This window comes from Achromobacter arsenitoxydans SY8 (assembly GCF_000236785.1).
Taxonomy (GTDB): Bacteria; Pseudomonadota; Gammaproteobacteria; order Burkholderiales; family Burkholderiaceae_B; genus Achromobacter; species Achromobacter arsenitoxydans.
This window is the reverse complement of the sequence record NZ_AGUF01000064.1, coordinates 112,372-138,128: the sequence shown is the minus strand read 5'-3', so window position 1 is coordinate 138,128 and position 25,757 is coordinate 112,372. Positions and strand designations below refer to the sequence as shown.

The 25,757-nt window shown below is 69.7% G+C and carries 16 protein-coding genes; 8 read left to right on the top strand and 8 right to left on the bottom strand.

Translation table 11 applies throughout. The features are described from left to right. Positions 1-26: 26 nt before the first annotated feature. The 6 genes from KYC_RS20450 to KYC_RS20430 all read right to left on the bottom strand — a co-directional run bounded on the left by KYC_RS20450 (position 27) and on the right by KYC_RS20430 (position 5,028). Positions 27-1,139: a DUF748 domain-containing protein gene (locus KYC_RS20450; protein WP_008165898.1), complete on the bottom strand. Its 1,113-nt coding sequence runs from the start codon at positions 1,137-1,139 to the stop codon at positions 27-29. 176 nt (positions 1,140-1,315) lie between these two features. After that, positions 1,316-2,008 (bottom strand): hypothetical protein, encoded by a 693-nt coding sequence (locus tag KYC_RS20445; protein ID WP_008165897.1) that lies wholly within the window; start codon positions 2,006-2,008, stop codon positions 1,316-1,318. An 18-nt stretch (positions 2,009-2,026) separates the two neighbouring features. After that, entirely contained in the window at positions 2,027-2,455 is a 429-nt protein-coding gene (locus tag KYC_RS20440; protein WP_008165896.1) for a PRC-barrel domain-containing protein, read from the bottom strand. A 139-nt stretch (positions 2,456-2,594) separates the two neighbouring features. Beyond that, complete coding sequence (locus KYC_RS20435) at positions 2,595-2,936, bottom strand: ElaB/YgaM/YqjD family protein (protein WP_008165895.1); 342 nt, start codon at positions 2,934-2,936, stop codon at positions 2,595-2,597. After that, on the bottom strand, positions 2,920-3,216 hold the full coding sequence (locus KYC_RS29015) for a hypothetical protein (protein ID WP_238531972.1): 297 nt from the start codon (positions 3,214-3,216) through the stop codon (positions 2,920-2,922). The genes KYC_RS20435 and KYC_RS29015 overlap by 17 nt, the downstream gene beginning before the upstream one ends. A 39-nt stretch (positions 3,217-3,255) precedes the next feature. Next, positions 3,256-5,028: a thiamine pyrophosphate-requiring protein gene (locus KYC_RS20430; protein WP_008165894.1), complete on the bottom strand. Its 1,773-nt coding sequence runs from the start codon at positions 5,026-5,028 to the stop codon at positions 3,256-3,258. Between the two features lie 302 nt (positions 5,029-5,330). Here KYC_RS20430 and glgA point away from each other — a divergent pair, with 302 nt between their 5' ends. From glgA to treY, 8 genes are read left to right on the top strand one after another with little or no spacing between them, the layout of a single operon-like run. Then, positions 5,331-6,896 carry a glycogen synthase GlgA gene (gene glgA / locus KYC_RS20425; RefSeq protein WP_008165892.1) on the top strand — a complete coding sequence of 522 codons (1,566 nt, stop codon included), beginning with the start codon at positions 5,331-5,333 and terminating at the stop codon, positions 6,894-6,896. A 12-nt stretch (positions 6,897-6,908) separates the two neighbouring features. Continuing rightward, entirely contained in the window at positions 6,909-10,103 is a 3,195-nt protein-coding gene (locus tag KYC_RS20420) for an alpha-1,4-glucan--maltose-1-phosphate maltosyltransferase (protein ID WP_008165891.1), read from the top strand. Between the two features lie 20 nt (positions 10,104-10,123). Then, complete coding sequence (gene treS / locus KYC_RS20415) at positions 10,124-13,480, top strand: maltose alpha-D-glucosyltransferase (RefSeq protein ID WP_008165890.1); 3,357 nt, start codon at positions 10,124-10,126, stop codon at positions 13,478-13,480. Further along, complete coding sequence (gene glgB, locus KYC_RS20410) at positions 13,477-15,681, top strand: 1,4-alpha-glucan branching protein GlgB (protein WP_008165889.1); 2,205 nt, start codon at positions 13,477-13,479, stop codon at positions 15,679-15,681. Before treS ends, glgB begins: the two co-directional genes overlap by 4 nt. Before the next feature lie 4 nt (positions 15,682-15,685). Then, positions 15,686-17,797 carry a glycogen debranching protein GlgX gene (glgX, locus tag KYC_RS20405; protein WP_008165887.1) on the top strand — a complete coding sequence of 704 codons (2,112 nt, stop codon included), beginning with the start codon at positions 15,686-15,688 and terminating at the stop codon, positions 17,795-17,797. After that, on the top strand, positions 17,794-19,584 hold the full coding sequence (treZ, locus tag KYC_RS20400) for a malto-oligosyltrehalose trehalohydrolase (protein ID WP_008165883.1): 1,791 nt from the start codon (positions 17,794-17,796) through the stop codon (positions 19,582-19,584). Before glgX ends, treZ begins: the two co-directional genes overlap by 4 nt. After that, positions 19,581-21,701, top strand: a complete 2,121-nt coding sequence (malQ, locus tag KYC_RS20395; RefSeq protein WP_008165879.1) for a 4-alpha-glucanotransferase — start codon at positions 19,581-19,583, stop codon at positions 21,699-21,701. The genes treZ and malQ overlap by 4 nt, the downstream gene beginning before the upstream one ends. Further along, on the top strand, positions 21,698-24,331 hold the full coding sequence (gene treY, locus KYC_RS20390; RefSeq protein WP_008165878.1) for a malto-oligosyltrehalose synthase: 2,634 nt from the start codon (positions 21,698-21,700) through the stop codon (positions 24,329-24,331). Before malQ ends, treY begins: the two co-directional genes overlap by 4 nt. A gap of 136 nt (positions 24,332-24,467) precedes the next feature. Here the strand turns inward: treY and KYC_RS20385 are convergent, their stop codons facing one another. Beyond that, complete coding sequence (locus KYC_RS20385; RefSeq protein WP_008165876.1) at positions 24,468-24,647, bottom strand: hypothetical protein; 180 nt, start codon at positions 24,645-24,647, stop codon at positions 24,468-24,470. Positions 24,648-24,806: 159 nt separating this feature from the next. Continuing rightward, positions 24,807-25,721 (bottom strand): EAL domain-containing protein, encoded by a 915-nt coding sequence (locus tag KYC_RS20380; protein ID WP_008165874.1) that lies wholly within the window; start codon positions 25,719-25,721, stop codon positions 24,807-24,809. Positions 25,722-25,757 lie beyond the last annotated feature (36 nt).

Here is a 25,757-nt window from a genome sequence, read left to right as displayed (position 1 = left end):
GCGGATTCGCAAGCGGGCGGCGCTGTTCAAGGCTTGGCGGGGCTAAGCAGGTCCGACAGCGCATTCCCCAGCTCTTTGACCGCGCCCGTGACGCCTTCGGCCGCGCCCTCGGCGCCCACCCCGATCGCGTGCCCGAAGCCTTGCGCCACCTGGGCCGAAAAGCCGCGCGTGACCGAGAACTTCGGATTGTCCAGCCTGCCGGACAGCGCGAATTCAAACCGCACGACGCCGCGCTTATCTTCAAGCGCCGCCAGCACCGCCTTGCGCGGCAGCGAGAACAGGCTCCCCTCCCCGCCGAATTTCAGGCCGCGCAGCGCCACCGTCCCGGAGGCGCGCAAGGCGTGCTTTTCGATGACGGTCTTCATGTCCAGGTCCATCGCGCCGCCTGTCAGGGATCCAGCGCCGTTTTCCGCAAGATACGGGGCGGCATAGCGAATGTCCATGTTGCGCACGGCGACCGTCATGTCGGCGTCGGTGCCGCCCACCACAACCTTGCCCTGGGCCCGCACCGTTGACTCGCCATTGCGGTTGTCCTCGACCTTGCCGCTGAACTCCATGTCGCTGGCGGCGCCGTCATTGGGCAGCGTCATGGGCCGCAGATGCGCCTGCACGTCCGTGAACGGGATGCGGTGCGGCGGCTTCGCGATCTGGCCGTCAAGGTAGTCCAGGCGGCCATCGCGCAGGATCAGGTCGGCGACGCGAATGGGACCCGTGCGGCGCGACTTGCCTTCCCCGCCGTCGCCGGCCCGCAGCGCGGCCTGCACGGCCGGCGCGATCTGCATGCCGCCGTCCGGGCCGCGCACCACGGCGAAGTCGAAGCCTTCTACCGTGACCTGCTTGAAGACGGCCTCGTGCCGCAGGAAAGAGGACCACTCGGGCTCAAGTTCGATGTGCTTGGCCCGCGCGCCCGCCTGGCCCGAGGCCCCGGGCACGACTACGTCGGTCAGCACCACCCGCCGGAACCCGACCTGCACGTCGCCCACCTGGCTGCGCGGGCCCAGCATGCTTGCGATGCGCTGTTCCGCGATGCGCGTCGCGGCCAGCGCCAGCACCGCCAGCAGCGCTGCGATCAGAAGCAGGATGGCCAGGGCGCTGCCCCAGCGGGACCGGCCGCGCGCGGCGGCTGCGTTCGAACTCATTGTCGTTCCCGAATTAAGCATTGCGGCGGCGCCAAGCGCCGGGTGCGTTCACCATAGCGATGCCCGGCGCGCTGCGCAACCCACGCATCGTCCGGGAAGCGCGGCCTTTCATCAATGGTCGAAAAGGATGAGGGCGCAGGGCTGTTGTGCTTGAACACCAGGCTTCCACGTCCGGCTCACGCGATCTTGTCCCGCTTCCACGACAGGCGCCAGTAGCGTTCGGGGTGGCGCCCCGGCGCGGTCGCGCTGGCGGATACGTTCTGATCCGCCAGGCTGGCCCTTGCGGCGATGGCGCGCTGCCTGGCGCCTCCGGCGTCCCCTTCCGGCGCCAGGCCTGCGGGCGTGGCTGTGATGCGGCGGTCCAGCAGAAGCGCCAGCCTTTCCTGCACCGCGCCCGGCGGCGTGCCGTCTGACGCTTCTTCATAAGCGAACCAGACCACATGCGGGAATAAGGCGCGGATCGTCAAACCCGCGTCGCAGACCCGGATATGGCCCGGGCGGAACAGACCGAGCGGAATGAGGATGACGCGCGGCCGCAGAGCGGTCAGCGCGACCGCCAGCGCGCCCGTCAGGCGGCCGCCCTCGCCGTTCTCCAGATATTGTTCGTCCAGCAGGTCCATCTGAGCGCCTTGCACGCCCAGCAGCGATAGCGCGCGGTCGCTCTGGGCATGGCGCGCAAGCAATGCTTCGCGTGCGTCCTTGAACCCGCTGCGGCGGTCTGTGTCGGCCAAGCTGGCGGCGCCCAGCGGCATGCCCGAGAACACGGTAAGGACGGCGCTGCCCGCGCGCGCGGCGAGCAGGCCGGCGCAGCTGACGACCGCGTCGTTGAAATAGGAAGACACCGCGACCAGTCTGCCGTCTTCGAGCATGCCGTCCTTGCCTCCTCTTTACCAATACGGAGGTTGGTTGTAGTACTGATGGATGCCGCGCGCCCAGGTTTCGTCCGCCATGCTCGGCCAATTGTCCTTGTCGAAGCCTTCGGCGTTCTTGAGGACTTCCTTGTCCACATTCAGCACAAAGCACTTGCGGTCGGTATCCAGGGTCAGCGCGCTCCACGGAATGGCGTACAGCTTGTCGCCGATGCCCAGGATGCCGCCGCGCGACAGCACTGCGTAAGCGACGCGGCCGCGAGGCACGTCCAGCATGATGTCCTGGATGCTGCCCAGCGATTCGCCGGCAGGGTTGTAGACGTCATTGCCTTCCAGCGTGCCGGCGGCCATGACCTGGGGTCCCGGGCCGCCGGGACTGCTCTTGGGGCCGCCAACAATGTTGGTCTGGCCCTGCGCCTCTGGGGCGCTTGTGTAGGGTTGGTTCATCGTTTGTCTCCAGGAAGGTACAGGCGCTTCTGGCAAGGTGCCGCCCGCGCCATCAGCCCTACGCAAGCGGTGTGCCAGGCGGAGCCGGCCTCGCGCGATGCGCGAACCGGCTCCGTCGGCATGCCTTCGTGATGGCGGATCAGCGCCGACGGCTGTGATCCGACATCATGCACATGCCCGCCAGCACCCCGACCAGCGCCGCCGCGGCGACGCTCTTCCAGGCGTTCTCGTGCACATATTCGTCGGTAGCGTGGGACACCTCGCGGGCGCGATCCCAGGCGGCGCGTTCCCACCCCCTGGCCTGTTCGCGGGCGGCGTCAAGCTGCTGCTTGAGCTTGTCGCGCGCGGCTTCGATCTCGGACCCGCCGTAGCTGGCGGTGCTGCGCAGCAAATCCTCGGTGCCTGAAATCAGGTCCCGCATGGTGCGCGTGGACGAGTCCGACGGATGAAACATGTCGTGCAGCCTACCTTGCTTCTTCATATTTGCTCCTTGAGTAAACGGGAACCATGCCCCGCGGCATGGCGAACGCGCGGCCTGCGCCGCAAGCGCCATGCCGGCCGCTCAGCCGGTCGATCCCCGGCGTCTGCTGCGGGTCCACGCCCGGCATGGGATTGGGAATGCTGTCGGGCGGCCACCGTCCCTTCTCGTCCTTCTGCGGGGAGGACGGATCCGGCCTGGGTTGTTCGGCGGGCGACTGTTCGGGCGCGGGACGCCCGCCCTGCCCGGGCTGGGGGGAATTCGTTGCGCCGGCATTTGCCATGATGAACTCCTGAAGTGAAAAAACCGGAGGACGCGCGGCTCAGCCCGCCCACCATTGCTTGATGGTCGCGCGCAGGGCCGCGCCGCCGGCCGCGGCTTCTTCCTTGCGCAGCGATTTGAAATAGGCGGCGATCTGTTTGGCCGGGATGTGCGGCGGCAGGGGCGGCATCTCCGGGTCGGTCACCATCTCCAGCACCACGGGGCGCGTCGCCGACAGCGCCCGGTCCCATGCGGGACCGACCTCGTCCGGGCTGTCGACGCGTATGCCTTCCAGGCCCAGCAGACGGCCATAGTCCGCATACGAAAACTTGGGCAGCCACTGCGAGTCCGCAAAGCGGGGATCGCCGCCCATCACGCGTTGCTCCCAGGTGACCAGGTTCAGGTCGCCATTGTTCAGCACCAGCACGACCAGGGTCGGATTGCGCCAGTCCTTCCAGCGGTGAGCAATGGTGATCAGTTCATTGATGCCCAGCATCTGCATGGCGCCGTCGCCCACCAGCGCGATCACCGGGCGGTCCGGATACGCCAGCTTGGCCGCGACGGCATAGGGGACGCCGCAGCCCATCGTGGCCAGTCCGCCGGACACCGACCCCATCATCCCCTCCCGCAGGTCGATGTCGCGCGCATACCAGTTCGCGGCGGACCCGGAATCGCAGGTCACGATCGCATGAGACGGCAGGCGCTTGGAGAGTTCCAGGAATGGCCGCTGCGGATTCAGGGGCGCGGCGTCCACCATGGCGCGCGCATGCACGGTTTCGCGCCAGCCCGCCACCTGCTTTTCGATCCGCTCTCGCCAGCGGCGCGACTTCTTGGGTTCCAGCAGCGGGATCAGCGCCTGCAGCGTCAGCCGGCTGTCGCCGACCAGCCCGACCTCGACCGGGTAGCGCAGGCTGAGCTTGCGTCCGTCGCGGTCGATCTGCACCGCGCGCGCCTGCCCTTCCTGCGGCAGGAATTCCGCGTAGGGGAACGATGTGCCCACCATCAGCAGCGTGTCGCATTCGTTCATCATGTCCCAGCTTGGCTGGGTGCCCAGCAGGCCGATCGCGCCAGTGACGTACGGCAGGCTGTCGGGCAAGACCGCCTTGCCGAGCAAGGCCTTGGCCACGCCCGCTCCCAGCAATCCGGCGACCTCCGCTAGCGGCTGGCCCGCATCGAGCGCGCCCGCGCCCGCAAGGATCGAAACCCGCTCGCCGGCATTGAGGATGTCGGCCGCGTTGCGCAGCGCGGCCGGCTCCGGCACGGCCGCGTGCGAGGTAACGCCGATGCCCGTGTGCACGGTGCCATGCGCCCGCGGCGGCGCGTCGACCGCGGGCAGGTCCTGCACGTCGTTCGGAAATATCACGCATGTGACGCTGCGCCGCTCCATGGCGATGCGCATCGCGCGGTCCACCATATGGCGCGCCTGTTCCGCGGTCGTGACCATCTGCACGAAATCGTGCGCCACATCTTTGAACAGGCTGACCAGATCGACCTCCTGCTGATAGTCGCCGCCCAGGGCGCTGCGGGCCTGCTGGCCCACCAGGGCGACCACGGGCTGATGATCCAGCTTGGCGTCGTACAGGCCATTGAGCAGATGGATCGCCCCTGGGCCGGAGGTGGCAAGGCACACCCCCACCTGTCCGGTGAATTTGGCGTGCGCGCAAGCCATGAACGCAGCGCTCTCTTCGTGGCGGGCCTGGATGAATTCCAGCGGTTCCCGCGTGCGGCCGAAGGCCCCGATCAGCCCGTTGATACCGTCGCCCGGATAACCGAACACGCGTTGCACGCCCCATTGCGACAGCCGCTTCAACACGAAGTCCGACACTGTTTCCATGCTTTTCTCCCGCCGATGGTCGTCGAAGGCGACACAGGGCAGCAACCGCCGTGCCCGCTGTCCACGGCAGTTCAGGCATCGCCGGCGGCTAGAAATTACAAAGCGGACCGGCAAGGCGGGCATACGCCTTCCGGCTGCGCCGTCCTTTTGGGCGACCCGAACATGGCAGGTTTCTGCTGCGGCGCCGCATTTTTTCCCCCGGCGGTTGCGGTTTGGGCACACGGCTTGCTTCTCCGAAGGTCTCGGCGCGATTGCGATCGACCTTTGCGCGTTTCGCGATCGGCCTGTCACCTGGAGCAAGCATGGCGAAGACTAGAACCCTGATCGTGGCGGGAGAGGCCTTTCCCCTGGCCAAAACGGGCGGCCTCGGCGACGCTATAACGGGCATGGCGCGCGCGCTGACCGAGGCGCACATGCCGCTGAATGTGCTGCTCCCCGCATATCGCGGCGTGCGGGGCAAATTGAACCGGGTCCGAACCGTGGCGGCGCTGCCCGGCCTTCCCGGCGGCGACGCCGCGCTGCTGGAAGGCAGGTGTCCGCAATCCGGACTGGATTACCTGCTGCTGGAAAATGACGCGCTGTACGACCGGGCCGGCCTCTATGCCGACGAAAATGGCAAGGAACATCCGGACAACGGCGTGCGCTACGCCGCGCTGGCCCATGCGGCCGTGCGCGTCGCGGCTGGACTGCCTGGCCTGGTCCGCCCCACCCTGGTGCATGCGCATGACTGGCACGCGGGCCTCACGCCATTGCTGCTGCGCGCGGCGGGCCTGGACGATGTCAAAAGCGTCATGACCATTCACAATCTGGCGTTCCAGGGACTCTTCCCGATGGAATGCGCCGACGCATTCGGGATACCGGAATGGGCGCGCGGCGATGACGGAGCCCAGTCCTGGGGCCGCCTGAATTTTCTGAAGGCAGGCATCCGCTACGCGGACCGCGTAACGACCGTCAGCCGCACGTACGCACGGGAAATCATGACCCCGGCGTTTGGCTGCGGCCTTGATGACCTGCTGCGGGAGCGCGCCGGCGATCTGCTGCCGATACCGAACGGCATCGACGACGTGCTGTGGAATCCCGCGCGCGACCCCTATCTGCGCAGCCACCGCTATGGCCCGCGCGACCTGTCGAACAAGATCCACTGCAAGGCGGCTTTGCAGCGCGAATTCGGCCTGCGGCCCGACCCCGGCGCCACGCTGATAGGCATGGGCAACCGCCTCACTGAACAGAAAATGGCGGACGTCGCCATCCAGTCGCTGCCTGATGCGCTGGACCGGCACCCCGGGTTGCAGGTGGTGATTCTGGGCCAGGGCGAGCAACGGTTCGAGCAGGCGCTGAAGGATATCGCCGCCCGGTATCCGGGACGGTGCGCCGTCCATATCGGTTATGACGAAGGCATCGCCCACCGGCTGCACGCGGGGTCCGACATCCTGCTGCACGCCAGCCGCTTCGAACCCTTCGGCCTGACGCCGCTCTATGCGATGCGCTACGGCTCGCTGCCGATCGGGTCGCGCGTGGGCGGCATGGCCGACACCATCGAGGATCCCGGGCCGCGCGCCCCGCTATCCATGATGGCCTCGGCGAACGGCCTGCTGTTCGAAGGCGACAGCCCCGCCGCCATGACCGCGGCGATCGACCGCGCCCTGAACCTGCGCGGCCACGGAATCCTGTGGCGACTCATGCAGCGCAATGCCATGACGGCCGACTTCGGCTGGCGCTCCGCCGTCAGCCTGTACGCCAGCCTGTACCGCTCGCTGGTCGAGCCCGACTACCGCGACGCCGAGCCCGCGCCCGCCGAGCACCCGGCAAGCGTGGCGGCGATGGGCAGGCGCACGCGTTCGGGCGGCGCCATGCCGGCGGCCATCTAAGGAGGAAGCCCGGTGCCCACCCCCAGCGCCCCGCCCCACTCCCGCGCCCCGTTGCGCATCTACCATGCCCGCGCCGGCCTGGACGGCTCCGCGGCCGCACCGGCCCTGTACGCCCGGCTGGCGCAACGGGGCTTCAATAGCGTTCTGATTCCGGCCCCTTGGCTGCTGGCTTCCCCATCCGACAGCCGCGCGGCGCTGGACGCCGACACGGCGCTGCTGGACGGACTGCAGGTGCCCATCGCCCACTGGTACGCGCAGGCCGCCGCGCCGCTGTCCGCGCACCGCCTGGGACTGTACGTGGATGTGATCCTGGACCGGTGCGCGCGGGACGCCGTGCCGAGCACCGCGGCCCCGGGCTGGTATCAGTCGCGCCATGAAGACCCTGCGCGCGACCCGCGCCTGTCGGCCGAGGCGCGCAGTGTCCTGCACCTGCACGACGGTCCCTTGCCGCCCGGATTCCTGGCCGCCTGGACCGAACGCCTGCTGCGCTGGACCGCCAACGGCGTGGACGGCCTGGTGTTCCAGGCGCCGCAGCGCCTGCCCGCGGCCGCCTGGCGTGAACTGGGGGCCGCCCTGCGCGCGCAGCGGCCCGATGTGCAATTGCTGGCTTGGACGCCCGGCCTGTCGCCGGCGGAACTGGCGGCCCTGCGCGATGCGGGCTTCGATGCGGCGTTCTCGTCCCTGCCGTGGTGGGATTTCAAATCGTCCTGGCTGGCCGAGGAAGACGCCAGGCTGCGCGCGATCGGCAGCGTGATCGCCGCGCCGCCCCGATCGGGAACCGCGCGGCCCGAGACCGACGGCCTGCGAGCACTTTGGAGCGCCGCGATGAGCGGCGACGGGATCATGCTGGACGACGAGGCGGAACGCCGCCTGCCGGGCGTGGAGTCCGCGCTGCGCTGGCTTGCCGAATCGCGCCCGCACGGCCCGCTACGGATGCTGGGCGGCCGCGACGGCGGCGGCACGGCGCTGCTGCGCGACACCGGCCAGGGCGCGACCGCCGCGCTGGCGATCAACCCGTCGGATACGCGTGCAGCCGCGCTGGACTGGGACGCGCTGGCGCCGCTGCTGCCCGCGGCGGATCTCGTGCCGTACACCCCGCCCGACGGCCTGCTGGCCCAGGGGCACGACCTGCCGCCCGGCGGCTGCGCCATGCTGATGCTTGAGCCCACGCAGCCGGTGCGCGACGCGGCGAGCCGGCACCGGACGCGCGCGGACGACGCGGCGAACCAGCGCATCGCGCTGGAAAACGTCAGCCCGGCGGTCGATGGCGGCGCTTTTCCCGTCAAGAGCATCCCGCATGCGCGCATCGTGGTGCAGGCGGACATCTTCATGGACGGCCACGACCAGATCGCCGCCGAACTGCGCTGGCGCGCCAAGGACGAATCGCGCTGGCGCACGACGCCGATGACGCGCGGCATGAATGACCGCTGGGAGGCGGCCTTCCGGCCGCGCCGCGTCGGCGCGCACGAGTTCGTGGTCGCCGCGTGGTTCGACGCGTGGCATACCTTCAGCCACGACATCGAACTGAAGCATCAGGCCGGCCGCGATCTGACGCTGGAAGTGCACGAAGGCCTGGCGCTGTTGCGCGAGGCCCTGGCGCGCGCGCAGACGGGCACGCCCGCCGGCGCGGATGCGGAGCCGGTGCAGCAGGCGCTGGCAGCCTTCGCCGACGCCGATCTGGCCGCGCCCGTGCCGCCCACGCTGGAACAGGTGGCCGCCCTGCTGGACCCCGCCCTTGCGAAAGCCATGCGCGACCTGGACGACCGACCGTTCGAAGCGGTCAGTCCCGCCGCCTACCCCGTGTGGGTGGACAGAAGCGAGGCTTGCCATTCAAGCTGGTACGAACTGTTCCCGCGGTCGCAGGCGGCCGAGCCCGGCCGCCACGGCACGTTCGACGATGTGATCGACCGGCTGCCGGACGTGCGCGAGATGGGCTTCGACGTGCTCTACCTGCCGCCCATCCATCCCATCGGACAACGCAATCGCAAGGGCCGCAACAACAGCCTGCGCGCCGAGCCGGGCGACGTCGGCAGCCCCTACGCCATCGGTGCGGCGAGCGGCGGGCACGACGCCATCGAGCCCCAGCTAGGCACGCTGCCGGATTTCCTGAAGCTGGTGGACGCGGCCGCCCGCCACGGCATGGAGATCGCCCTGGATTTCGCCATCCAGTGTTCCCCCGACCACCCGTGGCTGGCGCGGCATCCCGAATGGTTCTCGTGGCGCCCGGACGGATCGCTGCGCTATGCCGAGAATCCGCCGAAGAAGTACGAGGACATCGTCAACGTCGCCTTCTATGGCGCGCAGGCGCGGCGCGGGCGCAAGCTCGGCCTGTGGCGCGCACTGCGGGATGTGGTGCTGTTCTGGGTCAGCCACGGGGTGCGCATCTTCCGCGTGGACAATCCACACACCAAGCCGCTGCCCTTCTGGCAATGGCTGATCGGCGAGGTCCACGCGCAGCACCCGGACGTCATCTTCCTGTCCGAAGCCTTCACGCGGCCGAAGATGATGTACCGGCTGGCGAAGATCGGCTTCACGCAGTCCTACACCTACTTCACCTGGCGCAACGAAAAGGCGGAGCTGCAGGCCTACCTGGAAGAGATCTCGTCGCCGCCGGCGGCCGATTTCTTCCGCCCGCACTTCTTTGTGAACACGCCGGACATCAACCCCTTCTTCCTGCAGACCTCGGGACGGCCGGGCTTCCTGATACGGGCGGCGCTGGCCGCCCTGGGTTCCGGGCTGTGGGGCATGTACAGCGGCTTCGAGCTGTGCGAGGGCGCGCCCCTGCCCGGCAAAGAGGAGTACCTGGACTCCGAAAAGTACGAACTGCGCCAGCGCGACTGGCATGCTCCCGGCAACATACGCGCCGAGATCACCCGCCTGAACCAGATCCGACGCGCCAATCCCGCGCTGCAGACGCATCGCGGCCTGACCCTGGCCGACAGCGGCAACGACCGCGTGCTGGCCTTCTACAAATCGACGCCCGGGCACGGCAACGTGGTGCTCGCGGCCATCAGCCTGGACCCGTTCCAGCCCCAGCCCGCCCGCATCGAGGCGCCCTTCTGGCTGTTCGGCCAGGCCGACGCCGGCGAGCTGGCCGCCGAAGATCTCCTGACCGAAAGCCGCGAGACCTGGCATGAGAAGACCCGCGCGCTGACGCTGTCGCCCGATCAACCCTATCGCGTGTGGCGCCTGTCGCTGCATGGATGAAGCCCCGCGCGCCCCTTGCCATGATCAGTGAAACCCAACCCCTGCAGGACGATGCGCTCTGGTACAAGGATGCCGTCATCTACCAGTTGCATGTAAAGTCCTTCTTCGACTCGAACGGCGACGGCGTGGGCGACCTGCCCGGGCTCATTTCCAAGCTGGACTACATCGCCAGCCTGGGGGTCAACACGATCTGGCTGCTGCCGTTCTATCCTTCGCCCCGTCGCGATGACGGCTACGACATCGCGGACTACCGGGGCGTGCATGCCGACTACGGCTCCATCGCCGACGTGCGCAAGCTGATCCGGGCTGCGCACGCCCGCGGCCTGCGCATCATCACAGAGCTGGTGGTGAACCACACGTCGGACCAGCACCCGTGGTTCCAGCGGGCCCGCGCCGCCAAGCCCGGCTCCGCCGCCCGCAATTTCTATGTCTGGTCCGACAACGACAAGGCCTACGCCGGCACGCGCATCATCTTCTGCGACACCGAAAAATCGAACTGGACCTGGGATCCGGTGGCCAATGCCTACTTCTGGCACCGCTTCTATTCGCACCAGCCCGACCTGAATTACGACAATCCGCAGGTGCTCAAGGAAGTGCTGTCCGTGATGCGCTACTGGCTGGACATGGGCGTGGACGGCCTGCGGCTGGACGCCGTGCCCTACCTGGTGGAACGCGAGGGCACCAACAACGAGAACCTGCCCGAAACCCACCAGGTGCTCAAGCAGATCCGCGCCGTGATCGAATCGGAGTATCCGGGCCGCCTGCTGCTGGCCGAGGCCAACCAGTGGCCCGAGGACGCCCAGGAATACTTCGGCGCCGGCGACGAATGCCACATGTCGTTCCACTTCCCGCTGATGCCCCGCATGTACATGGCGATCGCGCAGGAGGACCGCTTTCCCATCACGGACATCATCCGGCAGACCCCGGACATTCCCGCCACCTGCCAATGGGCGATCTTCCTGCGCAACCACGATGAGCTGACGCTGGAAATGGTGACCAGCCGCGAACGCGACTACCTGTGGAACGTCTATGCGGCCGAGCCGCGCGCCCGCATCAACCTGGGCATCCGGCGCCGCCTGGCGCCACTACTGGAGCGGGACCGGCGTCGCGTCGAACTCATGAACAGCCTGTTGCTGTCGATGCCGGGCACGCCGGTGCTGTACTACGGCGACGAACTGGGCATGGGCGACAACGTCCACCTGGGCGACCGCGACGGCGTGCGCACGCCGATGCAGTGGTCGCCGGACCGCAATGGCGGCTTCTCGCGGGCGGACCCCGAACGCCTGCCGCTGCCGGTGCTGATGGGGCCGCTGTACGGCTACGAGGCGGTCAACGTCGAAGCGCAGCAGCGCGACCCGCATTCGCTGTTGAACTGGACCCGCCGCCTGCTGGCCCAGCGGCGCCAGAGCCACGCCTTCGGACGCGGCGCGCTGCGCTTCATCCTGGCCGGCAACCGCAAAATCCTGGCCTACCTGCGCCAATGGCAGGACACGACGATCCTGTGCGTGGCCAACCTGTCGAACGCCGCGCAGCCGGTCGAACTGCAAATGCAGGAATTCGCTGGCCGCGTACCGGTGGAAATGCTGGGCGGCACGCCGTTTCCCGCCATCGGCGAACTGCCGTATCTGCTGACGCTGCCGCCTTACGCGTTTTACTGGATGGACCTGAGCCAGGATGCCGCCCCGCCCGGGTGGCATGCCACCGCGCCCGTCCAGATGCCGGAACTGATTACGCTGGTGCTCAAGTCGCGCGGCGGCGCCGCGTTGACGGACGCCTCGCGCAACACCCTGGAAAGCGAAATCCTGCCGCAATACCTGGCGCGCCAGCGCTGGTATCCGGGCTCGGAGCCGCCGTCGCGCGCGCGGCTGGCCTACGCCACGCCGTTCGCGTCGGCCGACGGCGAATACTACTGGGCCGAGATCGAACCGCAGGACGGCGTGAGCGGCATGCGCGCCCAGGCGCCGTTCGTGCTGGTCTGGGACGAAACCGCCACCATCCAGTACGCCATCGCCCGCGTGCGGCGAGGCGCGGAGGTCGGCGTCCTGGCGGACGCCTTCCTGCAGCCGGGGTTCGTGCGCAGCATACTGAACGCCCTGCAGGCCGGCGCCGAACTGGACGGCCGCAGCGCCGGCAAGCCCGGCGACAAGCCTGGCGTCATCCGCTTCCTGCCCGAAGCCGGGATGCGCGAACTCGCGCTCGACGCTGATCCGGCCTTGCAGTGGCTCACGGGCGAACAGTCGAACAGTTCCGTCATCGTGGGCGGCCAGCTCATCCTGAAGCTCATTCGCAGCGTGCAGCCGGGCGTATCGCCCGAAGCCGAGATGACCCGTTACCTGACCCGCGCCGGCTACGGCAACATCCCCGCCCTGCTGGGCGAGGTGCAGCGCGTGGACGCGGACGGCGTGGTCCACACGCTGGCCATCGCGCACCGCTACGTGCCCAACGAAGGCGATGCCTGGAGCTGGACGCTGGACTACCTGAAGCGCACGTTGGCCAACGCGCTGCTGGTGGGCAGCAGCCCCGAGGAATTCGAGGAAAGCCTGCAGGGCTACGCGGTGATGGCCGCCACCATCGGCGAGCGCCTGGGCCAGATGCACGCCGTGCTGGCCGCGTCCACGGACGACGCGGACTTCCAGCCGCATCCCGCCAGCCAGGCCGATTCGGACGCGCGGGCCGAGCATGTGCGCGGCCTGCTGGATCGCGCCGAAAAGGACCTGCGCGCGCAGCTGGACAGGCTTGAGGAGCCGTCGCGGGCCTGCGCCGAATGGTTCTTCGACCATCATGCCCGCCTGGCCGAGCGCGTGGGCGCCATGGCGCAGGCCGAAACGGGCTTGCCTAACCTGCGCGCGCATGGCGACTTCCACCTGGGCCAGGTGCTGGTTGCGCAGACCGACGCCTATCTGATTGATTTCGAAGGCGAACCCATCAGCAGCCTGCAGGCGCGGCGCTCGCTCGCCTCGCCCTACAAGGACGTGGCCGGCATGCTGCGCTCGTTCGACTACGCGGCGGCAGCGATCGCCCGCAGCGACCTGATCGGCGGCGCGCACATGGACGCCAATGCCGGCGCGGACGAAACCCCGGCGCCGCCCGTGGCGCCCGCGGAACAGCGCGACGCGCTGCTGGCGCGCTTCCGGCGGCAGGCGTCGGAGGCCTTCCTGCAGGGCTATCGGGCGACGCGCGGCGATGCGCTGACGCCGGCGGCGGACCAGGAAGGCACGCTGCTGGCGCTGGCGCAGCTGGAAAAGGCCGCCTACGAAGTCAGCTACGAAGCCGCGCACCGGCCCGACTGGATCTCGATTCCGCTGTGCGCGCTAACCGAGCTGGCCCGCAACGTCCTGCTGTCCGCGGCCATCGACGCCGAAGGGAAAACGCCATGAGCGATGCGCTTGCCTCCCCCGCAACCGGCGCCGCGCCCGAGGGCCGGATCGACGCCTTGGAACTGACCGCCCTGGCCTGCGGCCTGCACGATGATCCCTTCGCGGTGCTGGGTCCGCACGACGGCTGGCTGCGCGTCTACGTGCCGGGCGCGCAGGCCGTGGACGTGCTGGACCCGGACGGCGCCCGCACGTCGCTGCACGAACAGGGACAAGGGCTTTACGTGGGCCGGGCGCCCTACGCCCAGCCGGGCGACGGCGCATCGTACCGCCTGGCCATCCGCTGGCCCGCCGCCGAACAGGTTACGGCGGACCCGTACGCCTTCGGCGCCCTGCTGGACGAAGCCACGCTGCAGCGCCTGGCCCAAGGATCCTGGCGTGAAGCTGGCGAGGCGCTGGGCGCGCACCTGACCGAGGTGGACGGCGTGGCGGGCCTGCGCTGTGCGGTCTGGGCGCCGAACGCGCGCCGCGTCGCCGTGGCCGGCGACTTCAACGGCTGGGACGCCCGGCGCCATGGCATGCGGCTGCGCCATGCCGCCGGCGTGTGGGAGATCTTCATCCCCGGCCTGCAGCCCGGCGACCGCTACAAGTTCGCCATCACCGACCGCGCGGGACGCCAGTTCATGAAGGCGGACCCCATGGCGCGCCGCTGCGAAGAGGCGCCCGCCACGGCGTCGGTGGTGGACGACCCCGCGCCCTATGCCTGGAACGACGCGGCCTGGATGCGCGAGCGCGGCGCGCGGCAGTCGCCCGCCGCCCCGCTGTCCATCTACGAACTCCATGCGGGGTCCTGGGCCGTGCGCGATCCGGCGCGCTGCCTCTGGGACCAGCTGGCCGACAAGCTGCCGCCCTACGTGCGCGCCCTGGGCTTCACGCATATCGAGCTGATGCCCATCATGGAGCATCCTTTCGGCGGCTCCTGGGGCTACCAGCCCCTGGGCATGTTCGCGCCCACCGCGCGGCATGGCCCGCCGGAGGCGTTCGCCCGCTTCATAGACCGCTGCCACGCGGCCGGTATCGGCGTGATCCTGGACTGGGTGCCGGCCCACTTTCCGGACGACCCGCACGGCCTGGCGGCCTTTGACGGCACCTCGCTGTACGAATACGAGGATCCGCGCGAGGGCTATCACCCCGACTGGCACACCATGGTCTACAACCTGGGCCGCAACGAGGTGAAGGCCTTCATGATCGCCAGCGCGATCCATTGGCTGCGCCGCTTCCACATCGACGGCCTGCGCGTGGACGCCGTGGCCTCGATGCTGTACCGGGACTACAGCCGCCAGCCGGGCGAATGGATCCCCAACCGCTACGGCGGCCGCGAGAACCTGGAGGCCGTGCAGTTCCTGCAGGAGCTCAACGGCACGGTGCGCGCGGAGTGCCCCGACGCCATCATGGTGGCCGAGGAATCGACCGCGTGGCCCGGCGTGACGGCCCCCGTGCAGGAAGGCGGCCTGGGCTTCCACTACAAGTGGAACATGGGCTGGATGCACGACACGCTGCGCTATCTGGCGCAGGATCCCATCCACCGGCGCTACCACCATCACGACATCACCTTCGGCATGGTGTATGCGTACAGCGAACGCTTCATCCTGCCGCTGTCGCACGACGAAGTGGTGCACGGCAAGGGATCGCTGCTGGGCAAGATGCCGGGCGACGCGCCGGCCAGGCTGGCGAACCTGCGCGCCTACCTGGGTTTCATGTGGGCGCATCCCGGCAAGAAGCTGCTGTTCATGGGCGGAGAACTTGCCCAGCCCGCAGAATGGAACCACGACGCGACGCTGGACTGGAATCTGCTGGACCACCCGGGCCACCTGGGCATGCAGCGGCTGGTTGCCGACCTGAACCGCCTGTACGCCCGGGAGCCGGCGCTGCACGCGCTGGACGCCGACCCCGCCGGCTTCGCCTGGACGATCCTGGACGACTCGCAGAACAGCGTGGTGGCGTTCGTGCGCACCGACGGCCAAAGGCATATGCTGGCGGTATCCAATTTCACGCCCGTCGCCCGCCACGACTACCGCATCGGCGTGCCGCTAGCCGGTCGCTGGACCGAACTGCTGAACACCGACGCCTCGCATTACGGCGGCTCCGGCCAAGGCAACCAGGGCGGCGCCGCCACTGGCGACATGGCCGCCCACGGCCAGCCCCAGGCCCTGTCCCTGACCCTGCCGCCCCTGTCCACCCTTTATCTGATGCATGAAGGCTGAATCCATGGACCCGTCCCAACTGACCCGCATCACCGGCGGCCAGCCCCATCCGATGGGCGCCACCAGCGACGGCCTGGGCGTGAACTTCGCCGTGTTTTCCGCGAACGCCACGCGCATCGAACTGTGCCTGTTCGACGCCAAGGGCCGCAAGGAGCTGCGCCGCTTCGATCTGCCCGAATGCACCGACGAGATCTGGCACGGCTATCTGCCGGACGCCCAGCCCGGCCTGGTATACGGCTACCGCGCCCATGGCCCGTACGATCCCCAGAATGGCCACCGGTTCAACCCGCACAAGCTGCTGCTGGACCCCTACGCCCGCCAGTTGAACGGCCAGGTGCACTGGAGCAATGCCCTCTTTGGCTACCGCATGAACCACTCGCGGCTGGACCTGAGCTTCGACCGCCGCGACAGCGCGCCGGCGATGCCCAAGGCCATCGTCGCCGACGAAACCCCGTTCAACTGGGGCAACAGCAAGCCGCCGGCCACATCCTGGAACGACACCACGATCTACGAGGTTCATGTCCGCGGCGTATCCATGCAGCGCGAGGACCTGCGCCAGCCCCTGCGCGGCACCTGCGCCGCGCTGGCCGACCCGCGCTTCATCGAGCACCTGCAGCGGCTGGGCGTCACCGCGGTCGAACTGCTGCCGGTCTACGCCTTCCTGCAGGATCACTTCCTGACCGAGCGCGGACTGCGCAACTACTGGGGCTACAGCACGCTGTCCTACTTCGCGCCGGAACCGGCCTACCTGATGCAGCATCCCAACGAACTGCGCCAGGCCATCCGGCGCCTGCACGCCGCGGGCATCGAGGTCATCCTGGACGTGGTCTACAACCACACCTGCGAAGGCAATGAAATGGGGCCGACGCTGTCCTGGCGCGGCCTGGACAACGCCAGCTACTACCGCCTGATTCCGGGCGACGAACGCTACTACATCAACGATACGGGCTGCGGCAACACGGTGAACATGTCGCATCCGCGCGTGCTGCAGATGGTGACCGATTCCCTGCGCTATTGGGCCGCGTCGTACGGCGTGGACGGCTTCCGCTTCGACCTGGGCGTAACGCTGGGCCGCGAGGGCAACGGCTACGATCCGGGCGCGGGATTCTTCGACGTCATCCTGCAGGATCCGGTGCTGTCGCGGCTCAAGCTCATCTCCGAGCCCTGGGACATTGGCCCCGACGGCTACCAGCTTGGCAATCATCCGCCCGGGTTTTCGGAATGGAACGACAAGTTCCGCGACACCACGCGGCGCTACTGGCGCGGCGACGAAGGCATGCGCGGCGACATGGCGGCGCGCCTGTGCGGGTCGCGCGACATCTTCGACCGGCGCCATCGCCGCCCCTGGTCCAGCGTCAACTACGTGGCCTCGCATGATGGCTTTACGCTGGCGGACATCGTCAGCTATGACGGCAGCCACAACGAGGCCAACGGCGAAGGCGGCAACGACGGCCATTCCGAAAACTACAGCCATAACTGGGGCGAGGAAGGCCCGACACAGGACGCGCAAGTGCTGGAAACACGCGGCCGCGTCCAGCGCGCCCTGCTGGCGAGCGCGCTGCTGTCCGACGGCACGCCGATGCTGCTGGCAGGCGATGAATTCGGCAACAGCCAGGATGGCAACAACAACGCCTATTGCCAGGACAATCCCCTGTCCTGGCTGGACTGGACGCAGGCCCAGAGCGACCAGGGGCGCGCCCTGAGCCGCTACGTCGGACGGCTGATCGCGCTGCGCCGCGCCCACGCCAGCGTGCGCAGCGCCCGCTATGGCGACGCCGGCAAAGAGCTGGCGCCGGGTATCGCGGCCATCGCGTGGTTCGACGCCGCCGGCGCGCATCTGGACGCCCCAGCCTGGGAGTCGGCGCAAGAACGCGTCATGGGCCTGCGCCGCGCCGCCCAGCGGCCCGACGGCGAAGTCGACGTCACCCTGCTGCTGATGAACCCCACCCATGAACCCGTCGCGTTCGACCTGCCCGAGCCCGCGCTGTCCTGGAGCGTTGAACTGGACTCCGCCACCCTGGCCCCCGCCGCGCCGCTGCAGGAGGGCCCGATCGAGGTCGCCGCCCACAGCCTGGTTCTGCTGGCCCGGTCCGAGCCGACCGGAGACGCGCCATGACGACGTCCTGGTCCTTCGGCGCGACGCCGCTGGACAGCGGCGTGACGCGATTCCGCATCTGGGCGCCCAGCGCCCCGCCCGGGCTGGCGCTGGAGGTCCAGGGCCACCCGCCGATCCCGCTGCATCCCGACCCCGACGGCTACGCGCAGGCCGATGTGGACTGCCCGCCTGGCGCCCGTTACCACTACCGGCTCGATGCGGATACCGTGATCCCCGATCCGGCCTCGCGCCTGCAGGACGGCGACGTCCACGGCGACAGCATCGTACCCGCGCCGCCCGGCGCGTACCGCTGGCGCCATCCGGAATGGGCCGGCCGGCCCTGGGAAGATACCGTGCTGTACGAAGTCCATGCCGGCCTGGCCGGCGGCTTCAAGGGCCTGCTGGCGCGCCTGCCTGCGCTTGCGGCCATGGGCGTCACCATGGTCGAACTCATGCCCATCGCCGACTTTCCGGGTGAGCGCAACTGGGGCTACGACGGCGTCCTGCCGTACGCGCCCGACACCGCCTACGGCACGCCCGATGACCTGAAGCGCCTGATCGACGGCGCGCACGCGCTGGGCATGGGCGTCATGCTGGACGTGGTCTACAACCATTTCGGTCCGGACGGCAATTATCTTGCGCGCTACGCCGCCCCGTTTTTCCGGTCCGACGTGGACACGCCGTGGGGCGACGCCATCGACTTCCGCCTGCCCGCCGTCAGCGCGTTCTTCAAGGAAAACGCCCTGTACTGGCTGACCGAGTACCGCTTCGACGGCCTGCGGCTGGACGCGGTGCACGCGATCGCCGGGCACGAATGGCTGCACGAGCTGGCGCGCTACGTGCGCGACCGCGTGTCGGCCGAACGCCACGTGCATCTGGTGGTCGAGAACGACGACAACCGCGCCAGCCTGCTCCAGGGGGATTTCGATGCGCAGTGGAACGACGACGCGCACCACGTGCTGCATCACCTGCTGACGGGCGAGACGCGCGGGTACTACGCCGACTATTGCACGGAGCCCGCGCAGGCGCTCGCGCGCTGTCTGGCCGAAGGCTGGCTGTACCAGGGCCAGCCCTCACCCTATCGCGGCGGCCAACCGCGTGGCGAACCCAGCGCGGCATTGCCCCCCACCGCCTTCGTGCTGTTCCTGCAGAATCACGACCAGACCGGCAACCGCGCCCGGGGCGAACGGCTGACCAGCCTGGTCGACAGCGGTCCGCGGCTGCGGGCTGCCGTGGCGCTGCAACTGCTGGCGCCGCAGATTCCCCTGATCTTCATGGGCGAAGAACTGGGCGCCCATTCGCCGTTCCTGTACTTCACCAGCCACACGGATCCCGCGCTGGCGCAGGCCGTGCGCGACGGCCGGCAGCGAGAATTCGCGGCGTTTCCGGAGTTTTCGGGCGATACGCCGGCCGCGCCGCTGCCCGACCCGAACGATCCCGCCACCTATCTCGCCAGCGCCCCCTGGGACGAACACGCCGAGAGCGCGGACTGGCTGCGCGATTACACCGCGTTGCTGCAACTGCGCGCGCGCCTGATCGCGCCGCGCCTGGCGGGCGCCGCCAGCCTCGGCGCCGCGGCGGTGGGCGATCGCGCCGTCTATGCCCGATGGGAACTGGCCGATGGCGCGCGCCTGACGCTCTACGCCAATCTGGGACCCGAGCCGCAGCCCGTGCCCGCAGCCCTGATGCCCGGGCCGGATGTTTACGCCACCTTGCTGTTCGAGTCCCTGGCCGGCGGCCGCGACGCCCTGGCGCGGGGTGAACTGTGTCCCGACTGCACCGTCTGGCTGCTTGAGGAGCCCGCATGAATGGCGCCAGCGCCGAGGACGCCGCCCTGTCGGCGCTGGCCCTGGAGGCGGGCATCGCCGAGCATTGGACGGATGCCCGCCAGCAGCCGCGGCGGGTGGCGCCCGACACGCTGCGCGCGCTGTTGACCGCGCTGGGCCTGCCGGCGGCCGGCGCGCAAGACATCCGCGACAGCCGCCAGCGCCTGGCCGCGCAGGCGGCCGACGCGCTGCCGCCCCTGCTGATCGCCCGCGTCAACGGCAAGGCCGCGCTGCCGCGCGAGGCCGGCGGCCCCTACCGCATCGCCTGCGAATCCGGGGATGTCATCGACGGCGACATCCGCGCCGGCGCGGATGGCCAGCCCTACCTGGTCGCGCCGGACGAACCCGGCTATCACCGCCTGTCCCTGGCGTCGGGCGACACGCTGCTGGCGGTCGCCCCCCAGCGCGCGCCCAGTCTCGCGGAACTGACCGGCGCGGGCGACCCGCGTTGCTGGGGCATCGGCGCCCAGGTGTACAGCCTGCGGCAGGACGCCAACGGGGCGCTGCCGCGCACGCACGGATTCGGCGACTTCGCCGCGCTGCGCGAACTGGCGGTGGCCGCGGCCGGGCAAGGCGCGGACATGTTGGCCATCAGTCCGGTGCACGCCATGTTCGCCGCCCAGCCCGGGCGCTGCAGTCCCTACTCGCCGTCCAGCCGCCTGTTCCTCAATATCCTTTACGCCGCGCCGGCCGCGGTGCTGGGCCATGACGCGATGACGCGGGCGCTGGCGGACGCCGATCCGGATACGCTGAATGCGCTGGACAGCCGGGACCTGATCGACTGGCCGGCAGCCGCCGAGATACGCCTGCGGCTGTTGCGCGCCCTGCACCGGCAGTTCGCCGGCGGCGCGCCGCCCGCGCTGCGCCAGCGCTACGCGCGCTTCTGCGCGGCGCAGGGGCAGGCGCTGCGCGACCACGCGGTGTTCGAAGCCCTGCACGCGGCGCACCAGGCGCCCGGCGGCGCGGTGCAACCCTGGCCGCAGTGGCCCGCAAGCCTGCGCGACCCGGCGTCGGCCGACGTCAAGCGCTACGCCCAGGCGCACGCCCAGGAGGTCGACTTCCACCAGTTCGCCCAATGGCTGGCCGCCGAAAGCCTGGCGGCGGCCCATGCCGCGGGGCGCGAGGCCGGCATGCGGCTGGGGCTGCTTGCGGACCTGGCTGTCGGCGACAGCCCGGACGGCAGCCATGCCTGGAGCCGGCAGGCTGACCTGATGCCGCGCATGTCGGTCGGTGCGCCGCCCGACATCTACAACCCGCAGGGCCAGAACTGGGGCCTGACGGCGTTTTCGCCGCGCGCGCTGCAGTTGAACGGCTACCGCGCTTTCATCGACATGCTGCGCGCCAGCCTTGCGCACACCGGCGGCGTGCGCATTGATCACATCCTGGGCATGGCCCGGCTCTGGCTGGTGCCGGACCGCGCATCGTCTGCCGACGGCGCCTACCTGCGCTATCCGCTAGACGCGCTGCTGGCCCTTGCCGCACTGGAATCCTGGCGGCACCGCGCCTGCGCCATCGGCGAGAACCTGGGCACGGTGCCCGAGGGCTTCGACCAGCGCCTGAAGGACAACGGCGTGCTGGGCATGAACGTGCTGTGGTTCATGCGCCAGGCGCCCGACGCCAGGCCCGGGCCGGACGCGCCCGCCGGATTCACGGACCCGGCCCGCTGGCCGCCCGATGCGGCCGCCATGACCACCACGCACGATCTGCCGACGCTGCGCGGCTGGTGGGAAGCGCGCGACATCGACTGGCGCGTCAAACTGGGCCTGCTGGGCGCGGACGAAGACGAGCAGACCCTGCGGCGCGGCCGGGACCTCGACCGGACGCTGCTGGCACGGGCGCTGGACCCCGACGCGGCCGCCCCGCCCCGCCAGGCGCCCCTGCCGGCGCTGCTGCGTTTCGTGTCGTCCAGTCCCTGCCCGCTGCTGCTCGTGCCCATGGAGGACGTAGCCGGCGTGCTGGACCAGCCCAATCTGCCGGGCACGATCGACACCCATCCCAACTGGCGCCAGCGCCTGCCGCGCAGCATACGCGCCACCTTCGCGGACCCCGCGGCCCAGGCGCGCCTGGACGCCGCGCGCACCGGCAGGAGACGGCCTTGAGCACTCTGCGCGCCACCGCCCGGCTGCAGCTGCATGCGGGCTACACGCTGGACGACGCATGCGCCCAGGTCGACTACTACGCGGACCTGGGCGTCAGCCACCTGTACCTGTCGCCAGTGACGCGCGCGCGCGCCGGATCCACGCACGGCTATGACGTGATCGACCATGCCGTCGTCAATCCCGAACTGGGGGGCGAGCCCGCCCTGCTGCGCCTGGCGGCCGCAGGCCGCGCGCGCGGCCTGGGACTGATCGCCGATATCGTGCCCAACCACATGGCGGCGCACCCGTCCAACGCCTGGTGGCGCGACGTACTTGCCCAGGGCCAGGCCAGCGCGTGGTCGCGGCATTTCGACATCGACTGGGAACCGCCCGCCCCCACGCTGCAGGGCAAGGTGCTGCTGCCGGTGCTGGCCGATCCCTATGGCGCGGCGCTGGAACACGGCGTCATCAGGCCGTGCTGGGATGCCGGCGCGGCGCAGCCGGAACTGGACGTCGGCGGGCAGCGCTACCCGCTGGCCGCCTCGTCCGCGCCGCGCGGCGCCGACCCGCGGGCCTGGCTGCGCGAGCACGATCCCGCCGACCCGGACGCACGCCAGCGCCTGCATGCGCTGCTAGAGCGCCAGCACTACCGCCTGGCCTGGTGGCGGACGGCGCCGGACCTGATCAACTGGCGGCGCTTCTTCGAGATCAGCGAACTTGTGGGGGTAAGGGTCGAAGACGAAGCCGTGTTCGACGATGCGCATGCGCTCGTCCTGCGCCTGTACGCGCAGGGCATTCTGGACGGCGTGCGCATCGACCACATCGACGGGCTGGTCTCGCCCGGCGCTTACCTGCGGCGGCTGTCGACCCGCCTGGGCGAAGCCGGCGCAAGCCGTCCCGCGCCGTTCCGCCAAGACAGGCCGTATCTGGTGGTCGAAAAAATCCTGGCCTACGACGAAACGCTGGACCCGCGCTGGTCCACGGACGGCACGACCGGCTACGACTTCATGGACCAGGCCGGAGCTCTGCTGCATGACCCCGATGCGCAAGCGCCCCTGCGCGCGTTCTGGGCAACCCTGGCGGACGACCCGCGCGAACCCGGCGAACAACTGCGCGCCGCCCGGATGCGGATGCTGGCCCGGCACTTTCCTGCGGAACGCCAGGCCCTGGTCCGCAGCCTGACGCGCATTGCTGCGCAAGACCTGCGCACCCGGGACTGGACCGCCACCGCCATCGACCGCGCGCTGACGGCGTGGCTCGCGGCCTTTCCGGTCTACCGGACCTACGCCGAAGACAGCGGCGGCAGCCCCGCCGACGCGCACTGGCGCGCCGCCGCGACGCGCGGAGCGGCTGCCGCGCTGGCCGCGCGTGAAGGCAATGCGGATGCCACGCTGCTGGCCCAGCTGAACGAATGGCTGGGCGGCGCCTGCCCCGCGGCCGCGCATGAGGCGCTGCGCCGCTTTCAGCAGCTGACCCCGCCGCTGGCCGCCAAGGCGCTTGAAGACACGCTCTTCTACCGATACGGCCCTCTGCTCTCGCGCAACGAGGTGGGCGCGTCGCCCGACGTTTTCTCTCTGTCCGCCGACGACTTTCATGACTGCTGCGCCAGCCGCGCGCGCGCACATCCCCGAGCCATGCTGGCCACGGCCACGCACGACCACAAGCGCGGCGAGGACACGCGGGCCCGCCTGGCCGCGCTGACCGAAATGCCCGCGCGCTGGATGCGGCTTGCGCAGGACTGGATCGACGCGCTGCCGCCTGGCCTGACCCGCGCCGACCGCTACATGCTGATTCAGACGTTTGTCGGGGCCTGGCCCGCGGAATGGGACGCGGATCGACTCGCGCGGGATCCGGCCCTCACCCTGACCTGGCTGGAACGCATCGGCCAGTGGCAGCTCAAGGCCTTGCGCGAGGCAAAGCTGCATACGAGCTGGACGGATCCAGACCCCACCTACGAAGCGGCCGCGCAAGCGTGCCTGGATTTCCTGGCGCAGGCCCCTGACGGCCGCGAGCTGCTGGCCGCGATCGCGGGCTTTGCCATGGAGCTGGCCCCTGCGGGCATGGTCAACAGTTTCACCCAGACCCTGCTGCGCAACACGCTGCCGGGCGTACCCGACCTGTACCAGGGCGCCGACTTGTGGGACCTGAGCCTGGTCGATCCGGACAACCGCCGTCCCGTCGACTACACACTGCGCGCCGCCCTGCTGGCCGAGTCCGCGCGCGACCCGGCGATGCCCCTGTCCGCGGCCGCCTGGCGCGACGGCGCCGTGAAGCAGGCGCTCATCCACCGGCTGCTGATGGCGCGCCAGCGTCTGCCCGGACCATTCATGGGCGGGGATTTCCTGCGCGTACAGGCCGAGGGCAGCCATGCGCGCCATGTCTTGGCTTTCCTGCGCCGGCAGGACGGCCAGAATGCGCTGATCGTGGCGTGCCGGCATTGCGCGCTGCAGGTGGCGGACTATGCCCGTGGAGACGCCGCCGCCGCCCGCGGCTTCTGGAACGATACGGCCTTGCGGTTGCCCGGCGGAATTTCCGGACTGTCGCTGCATGACGCCCTGACCGGCCGGCGCGTGCGCGCCAGCGCCGGCGGGCTGCTGCCGCTGGTCGAGATTCTGCGCGACGGCCCAGCCGCGCTCTGCCTGTCGGCATAGCAGGCCGCACCGCCGCACAAGACGATCCTGGACGCAAAAACGGCCCCGGTCGCGCCGCCAAGCGGACGCGGCCGGGGCCGCCAAGGATTGCGCACGGGACACGCGCTCGGGGCGCGCATCCCTTGCCGTCAGCGCATCAGCGCTGGGTCTTGTTTTGCTGGCCAGGCGTCTGGCCCGGCTGATTGCGGTCCTTCTCCATTTGCTGCCCGGACTGGCCAGGCTGCTGGCCCGGCGACTGCCCGCGGTCCTTCGGGTTTTCCTGGGACTGTTGTTTTTGCGGCTGCTTTTGTTGGTCGGGTTGGTTTTGATTGGCCATTGCAAGTCTCCTAAATGGCGGAATGATTCCGCCCGGACAGGAGAGCAACTGGCGTGCCCGCCAGCGTGGCCGGGGCGCACGGGCCGGGTCAATTTCCGGGGACGGGCCAGGGCGCGGCAATGCCCGCGCCATCGGTAAAAACTGCGCTCGTTCGCGCCGCTACAGGATCGCCGTATGGCGCAATGAACGCCCCGGTTCGGCGCCATCCTGCGATCCGCCATCGAAGGCGTCCAGCCAGGACGAAGCGTAGGCGGCCGGCGCCGCCAGGGGTTCGCCGCCATCGCGTTGCGTGCGCAGGCGGATCATGATCTCGTCCAGCGGCATCGGGCGGCCCAGCGAAAAGCCCTGGCCATACCGGCAGCCCGCGGCGCGCAGCGCCGGAATGTCCGCCACGTTCTCCACCCCTTCGGCCACGACGCGCCAGCCCAGCCGCGTGGCCAGCTCCGCGGCCGAACGCAGGACCTCGAAGGCCACCGCGCTGCGCCGCATGCGCGCGACGAAGTACTGGTCGATCTTTACTTCAGACAGGGGGATGGCGGACAGCAGCTTCAAGGACGCATGGCCGGTGCCAAAATCGTCCAGGCTGACTTCGCAGCCGGCGTCTTCAAGCCGCAGCAGCGACGCCCGCAGCACGTCCAGATCGCGGATCGGCTGGTCCTCGGTCAGTTCCACCCGCACCAGCGACGGCGGCAGTTCGGCCGCACGGACGCGCTCAAGCAGGAAGTCGACCGACTTGGCTTCCGATAGCGTGGTGGCGGGCGCGTTGATCGCCAGGGGCACCGCGACGCCCGCGCGACGCAGCGTGAGCAGCGCGTCGATGACACGCACGCAGACGCGTTCGAAGAGGATGCCGTCCAGGCCCAGGCGGTTCACCGCCGGAACGAATTCGGACGGCATGACGATTCCCAGGCGCGGATGCTGCCACCGGGCCAGCGCTTCGGCGGAAACGATCCTGCCCGTAAGCAGGTCCACCTGAGGCTGCAAGAGCACCCGCAGGCCATCGCGCCCGGTGACCATTGCGGCGATTTCCGCGTCGCTCACGACGGGATTGCGGCAAGTCTCTGAAGTGGTCATGGCTTGCTCCTGGAGCGCCTCGAAGTCGTGTCCGCG